9 protein-coding genes are annotated in these 4,772 nt (G+C 63.7%); 3 read left to right on the top strand and 6 right to left on the bottom strand.

Translation table 11 applies throughout. The features are described from left to right. Positions 1 to 9: 9 nt before the first annotated feature. The 3 genes from VGG51_07860 to VGG51_07850 are packed head-to-tail and all read right to left on the bottom strand — an operon-like array spanning position 10 to position 700. Positions 10 to 201 carry a hypothetical protein gene (locus VGG51_07860; GenBank protein HEY1882939.1) on the bottom strand — a complete coding sequence of 64 codons (192 nt, stop codon included), beginning with the start codon at positions 199 to 201 and terminating at the stop codon, positions 10 to 12. Next, the gene (locus tag VGG51_07855) at positions 198 to 371 is read right to left on the bottom strand and encodes a hypothetical protein (protein ID HEY1882938.1); all 174 of its coding nucleotides are present in this window, start codon (positions 369 to 371) and stop codon (positions 198 to 200) included. Before VGG51_07855 ends, VGG51_07860 begins: the two co-directional genes overlap by 4 nt. Continuing rightward, a complete protein-coding gene (locus VGG51_07850) occupies positions 368 to 700 on the bottom strand; it encodes a hypothetical protein (GenBank protein ID HEY1882937.1) in 333 nt (110 codons plus the stop codon). The genes VGG51_07855 and VGG51_07850 overlap by 4 nt, the downstream gene beginning before the upstream one ends. Positions 701 to 1,065: 365 nt before the next feature. On the opposite strand from VGG51_07850, the gene VGG51_07845 reads away from it, so the two are divergent. From VGG51_07845 to VGG51_07835, 3 genes are all read left to right on the top strand, one after another. Continuing rightward, positions 1,066 to 1,488 carry a helix-turn-helix transcriptional regulator gene (locus VGG51_07845; GenBank protein ID HEY1882936.1) on the top strand — a complete coding sequence of 141 codons (423 nt, stop codon included), beginning with the start codon at positions 1,066 to 1,068 and terminating at the stop codon, positions 1,486 to 1,488. A 128-nt stretch (positions 1,489 to 1,616) separates the two neighbouring features. Next, the gene (locus VGG51_07840) at positions 1,617 to 2,012 is read left to right on the top strand and encodes a DUF6232 family protein (GenBank protein HEY1882935.1); all 396 of its coding nucleotides are present in this window, start codon (positions 1,617 to 1,619) and stop codon (positions 2,010 to 2,012) included. Between the two features lie 14 nt (positions 2,013 to 2,026). Continuing rightward, positions 2,027 to 3,547 carry a recombinase family protein gene (locus VGG51_07835; protein ID HEY1882934.1) on the top strand — a complete coding sequence of 507 codons (1,521 nt, stop codon included), beginning with the start codon at positions 2,027 to 2,029 and terminating at the stop codon, positions 3,545 to 3,547. Between the two features lie 97 nt (positions 3,548 to 3,644). On the opposite strand, the gene VGG51_07830 is transcribed toward VGG51_07835, so the two are convergent. The 3 genes from VGG51_07830 to VGG51_07820 form a co-directional block, all read right to left on the bottom strand. Then, a complete protein-coding gene (locus VGG51_07830; GenBank protein HEY1882933.1) occupies positions 3,645 to 3,920 on the bottom strand; it encodes a hypothetical protein in 276 nt (91 codons plus the stop codon). 75 nt (positions 3,921 to 3,995) lie between these two features. Beyond that, positions 3,996 to 4,229 (bottom strand): hypothetical protein, encoded by a 234-nt coding sequence (locus tag VGG51_07825; GenBank protein ID HEY1882932.1) that lies wholly within the window; start codon positions 4,227 to 4,229, stop codon positions 3,996 to 3,998. Beyond that, the coding region (locus tag VGG51_07820; protein ID HEY1882931.1) for a GH25 family lysozyme at positions 4,226 to 4,772 on the bottom strand (547 nt) is incomplete at its 5' end. The genes VGG51_07820 and VGG51_07825, both read right to left, overlap by 4 nt.

The raw sequence follows: 4,772 nt of genomic DNA, 5'->3' as shown, positions 1-4,772 counted from the left end.
CGAACGTGTTCACGCGAGAAGCCCCGGAATGGCGCGCAACTCAGCGTTGCGACGCAGCAAGCGCGCGCAGCCAGCGCAGGCGCCTCCCGAGCATTGCTCGCTGTGCTTCTCGACCGCTTCGTACCAGGCGCGAACGCGCGCATCGTTCAGGTTGAGTTGGCCGCTGCGCTCCTTGTAGCCGAGGTCCATCGCGTCGTTCACAACGCCCCCGCGACTGTGTTAAACGTGTTGGCGGTAGTCGCGATCTCCGCGCGAACCTGCTGCGCGTTGGCGATGAAGTTGGAAATCAAATGGTAGTGCGGCTCTTGCGCGGCGCCGCACATCGCAAAAATGACGGCGAGTAAGACGCTGTCGATAGCGTGGCGGATCATCGGTTGGCCTCGGTGCGCGCGGTGAGGGCGCGATCTGTTTCTTGTGCGATGCGCCGTATCTCGGGGATCGCACTGGTTGTCAGCCGGTCGATGCGACGCTCGATTTGAACGAGCAGGCGCGTCTCCATCGCGCGGACCTGCGACAGACGCCCGCGCAGCTTGTCGAGCACGTCGCGATCGTCGATCGCAGTGACGAGCCCCTCCATGCAACCGTCGAAGGCGTTCGTGAGTGGATCGGTCGGCCTACCGCCGTCCATCGAGGCGCTAATCATACGAACGGCCGTACGCTTCGGGCGCAGGGTCGATCCAGCGGTTACGGTGGCGTCCATGGTTAAGCGACCTCGGCTTTGGGGCCCAGATCAATGTCGTCCGCGCTGCAGTCGAGAGCTTTTGCAAGCTCCTGAAGCCGGGGGCCAGATGGAACGATTCTCCCGGTCTCATAGCCGGAGATTTGGGCCTGATCGCTGCCCACGCGCTCCGCTAGTTCTTGCTGCGTGAGGCCGGCTCGGGCCCGAAGCTCTTTGATCGACATTGGCTGCACCCCATGACTATAGGCCGTAGCCAATGCCTTGTCAAGGGCTCTAGCCAATACGACACCGGGGCTAGCTCATGGAAGCGTAGACCCATGGCGAAATCGAGTGCGCCGAAACGCGATGACCTGCGCCTTTCGGAGTCTTGGCGGCGGCGCATCGGCGTGGCGCTGCGGGCCGCTCGCGATAAGGCTAAGCTGACTCAGCCCAAGCTGGCCGATAAAGCAGGGCTCGATTGGACCACGATCTCTCAAATAGAAAACGGCGCTTCCGCGCCAGATTTGGCAACCATGGAGGCAATCGCCGACGCGTTAGGGGTCCCAATGGATGAGGCGATCGGGCGTGCCGGCCACGCGCGGCGCGAGAGTATCAGCGCTTTCGTCGACGGCCTTACGCCGCCGGAGGCTTCCTCCGAAGCGGCACGACCTTCCCTCGAAGATCAGTGGGCAGCATTTCGCGCTGATCTACGACCGGCGCTGCTGAAGCTCGCGGAGGTTCTTGAACAGGGTAGTCCGGAAGCGCAAGGTTTGAAGCGAGCGATCGGAGAGTCATCGCCGCGCTCGTCCGGGCGTCGAAAAGATCGATGATATTGTCGCTCTGCATCCGGCCTCGTTTCGTTCGCTTCACGAACGTATGTTCCGCCCTCCGGTTGCCACCAGAATGGCCTTAAGCTTCCCGCGAATAGTTACTCACAACTTTTTGGAGGTTGTGGAAAGTGAGCATAAATCCCGAGGGCGGTGAACGCACGATCTATCTCGATGCAGCGGCGAAAATCACGCCGGTGCGCGCGATTATCGCTGGCGTGACGTATCCGATCGCCGCGATCACCTCCGTGCGGATGGCCGTCATTCCGCGGTCGATGTTAGGCTGGCTTCTCGCGCTGCTCGGCGGCGTGATCGCGATCTTCAACGTCACTTCGACCGGGCATCTGTCGGGCTTTGGCGGCGGGGTGCTCGTTCTTGGGATTCTCCTCGTCCTGATGAATCCCAAGCGCTATATTGTGATGATTACGACCGCCGGAGGCGAGAAGGCGGCGCTGCGGTCGCCAAATGCTCAGCCTATTGTCGCGATCGTCGACGCGATCAACGAGGCAATCGTCGCCCGGGGATAGCATAGGGGCCGACCATGAGTGAGCGCGCCTGGTCCTATTGCGCCGTTTCGAGCTCGCCGCAAGAGGCGACGCTCGAGGAGCAAATCAAATGGTGCGAGCAGACCGCAGCCGCCAACGGCTGGCTTATCACGCGCACGTTCAGCGCTGTCGGAACCGGCAAAGCTGGCACCCGGAAACTGCTAGACGACCTCATTGCCGAGCTGATCGCGACGCCGAAAGCCGAGCGCCCGCGACGGATCCTGATGGTTCGGCTCGATCGGCTCGGCCGCGGCGATGGGCTTGATAGCATCGCGGCGATCGCACAGCTGCGCAAACTGGGCGCGACGATCTACACGCGCGATATCGGAGCCGTCACGATCGCTAGCGCCAGCGACGCCCTGCGCCCGATCCTCGACGCCGTGATCGCCGGCATCGAAAACGAGAAACGTTCCGATCGCGTGCGCGCCGGCAAAGCTCGCCGGAAAGCCGCCGGCCTCCACAACGGCAATCCGCCCTACGGGTGCACGCTACTCGACGGGCGCGCCGTCGCCTATGAGCCCGAGGCCGTCCTGACTCGAGAGATATTCGAACGGCGCGCCGGCGGCTGGGGCTACGACCGGCTGGCAAGGTACGCCGCCGAACGCGCGATGCCCAAGCTCTTGCACGATGGCAAGACGCGGGCGCTTCGCTGGGGTCGCTCGACGATCCAGCGCCTGATTTGGTGCCGCACGCTGCGCGGCGTCGCTGTACCGGAGCAGCTTTGGGATGAGGCCAACTCTGTCGCCAATCCCGATTTCAAAACGCGCAAGATTCAGTCGTGGCCGTACCCGCTCGCCGGCGCCCTGCGGTGCACGTGCGGCTTTATGCTTTCCGGCCAGTGTTCGGGCCGCGAGCCCTATCGGGAGCGGTATTACGTCTGCCGAAACATCGCCGAACATCGGTACTACCCGCACTGGCGCTCGAGCCTCGCTGAGGCCGCATTCGAAGTCATCCTGAGCCGGCTGAGCGCCGAGCCGACGCTGCTCGAACCGCAGGACCGCCGGGCGGAACTCGATGGCCTACGTGCCCGCGAACGGGCTACGAAGCTCGAGGTCGACGAGATCGAACGGCGCCGGCGTGTCTGCTGGGATATGGCCGAGCGCGGGCAGATCACCGGTGAGCAGATGCGTGAGCGGCTCGATGAGGTAGACGCCGATCGGAAACGTGCGCGTGGCGCCTACGACGGCGCGCGTAGCGAGATCGCCGCCATCGAGAAGATGACGGTCTCGGTCGACGCGGTGATCGACGTTCTCACGGTACTGTCGACGACTTGGGCGGACGCGAGCCTCGAGCTCAAACAGGAGACCGCGCGCGCGGTGACCGCGGTGATCGGCGGCCTTTTTGTCGAGCCTGCGCCGCGAATGGATCCGCGCCAGAGGATACGCGGGCGCCCCCAACCGGTTCAGATTTTGACGGGGGACGAGATTGCTGCATTGGGACACTTGAGCGAGAAGTTGCGTACCATAGCAGCATGTGGCCGGCTTCGCGGTTTTGCCTATCTTCTCGGCCGATCCTAATAAGGAAGCGGAGCACTTGTTACAGCCGCCTCCCGGGCAGCCGCGAACGAAAAAGGAGACCGCGTCGGCGATCTCCCTTTCCGATCTTAGGCTTGCGTCAGCCCTGGAGCTTTTTGAGGTACGCCTGGGCGACTGCGACGAGCCAAGCGACCGCGTCGCCTTCGAACTTCGGCAGATCGGGCCCGAGCGCCGTGAGCGCTGCCTGCAAGAGGGCGCCGAGCGACGGGCTGAGTTTGCTGACGGCCGCGATGATCGCGTTTTCGCCGTCCTGAATGTAGGGCGCGAGGTCCTTTTCGATCTGCTGCGCGTTGCCTTGCAGCCACGAAATGCCGAGCGTCAAGACGTAGATTTCGATTTGGGTCCAGAGATTCATGGGGTTCCTCCTAGCGCTAGGTATGCTGAAGCGCCGATGCGCCATAGGAGGCCGTGAACGAGGCTCCCGTGTCCGTTACGGACTGCCGCTAATCTGCGGCGCGCGCCCGATGAACGCCGCGGCGACGCCGAACTGCGCAGCGAGCCGGCCCCACTCGTGCAGCGATGCGCGGAAGGCCGGATCGAAGTGCGGGAAGAGTAGATCGACGCTCGAGGGTGCGATGATGCCGAGGGTGGCCAGCGCAAAGCCGCCCCACCCGACCGGGTGATTATTCAGCGGGAGCAGCGCTTTGCGAATGCGCGCGATCATCGCGTCAGATCGGCAATCGTCGTCGGGCCGAGGAGGCAATCGAGGTCGACGTTGCCGTCGAAGCCGTCGATGCAACCATCGTCGGCATATTGTTGAAGCTGGGCGCTCTTGAATCCGCCGGGCAGCGCGATCTTGCCGGGTGAGCCCCACGAGGCGACCCAAAGGCGGTGACCGCTAAAGCCGTCCGTATCCCCGAAGTACGTGCTCCACGAATCGGAGTTCGTGTAGATGATCGGCTTGCAGCCTAGACCCTTTTCGGCCGCGGCGCTGTAGGCGGCGAGGTTGGCGATGCGCTCTTCAATTGTCCCGCCGGAGCCCTGCGCAGCGCTCTCTTCCTCGACGTCGACGACCGGGAACAGCGTGCCGTAGCGGCCGTCGGCGGCCTCCAGAAAGTGCTTCGCTTGCGCCGCGCCGTCTTGGCCGAAGAGATAGAACTGGTAGGCACCCATCGGAATTCCGAGGCGCTTGAGCGCATCGTGGTTGTGGACGAAGCTCGCGCCGTCGTCGTCGGCAGGGTTGGTGCCGTAGCAGGCGCGGTTGAAA

It is taken from the genome of Candidatus Cybelea sp., from assembly GCA_036489315.1.
Lineage (GTDB): Bacteria > Vulcanimicrobiota > Vulcanimicrobiia > Vulcanimicrobiales > Vulcanimicrobiaceae > Cybelea.
The sequence above is the reverse complement of the archived record's forward strand: the minus strand, read 5'-3'. Positions and strand labels throughout refer to the sequence as shown.

Excerpts from the sequence above, each read along its gene's own strand:
- VGG51_07855 (HEY1882938.1), bottom strand. The coding sequence starts at position 371 with ATGATCCGCCACGCTATCGACAGCGTCTTACTCGCCGTCATTTTTGCG.
- VGG51_07850 (HEY1882937.1), bottom strand. The coding sequence starts at position 700 with ATGGACGCCACCGTAACCGCTGGATCGACCCTGCGCCCGAAGCGTACG.
- VGG51_07835 (HEY1882934.1), top strand. The coding sequence starts at position 2,027 with ATGAGTGAGCGCGCCTGGTCCTATTGCGCCGTTTCGAGCTCGCCGCAA.
- VGG51_07830 (HEY1882933.1), bottom strand. The coding sequence starts at position 3,920 with ATGAATCTCTGGACCCAAATCGAAATCTACGTCTTGACGCTCGGCATT.
- VGG51_07825 (HEY1882932.1), bottom strand. The coding sequence starts at position 4,229 with ATGATCGCGCGCATTCGCAAAGCGCTGCTCCCGCTGAATAATCACCCG.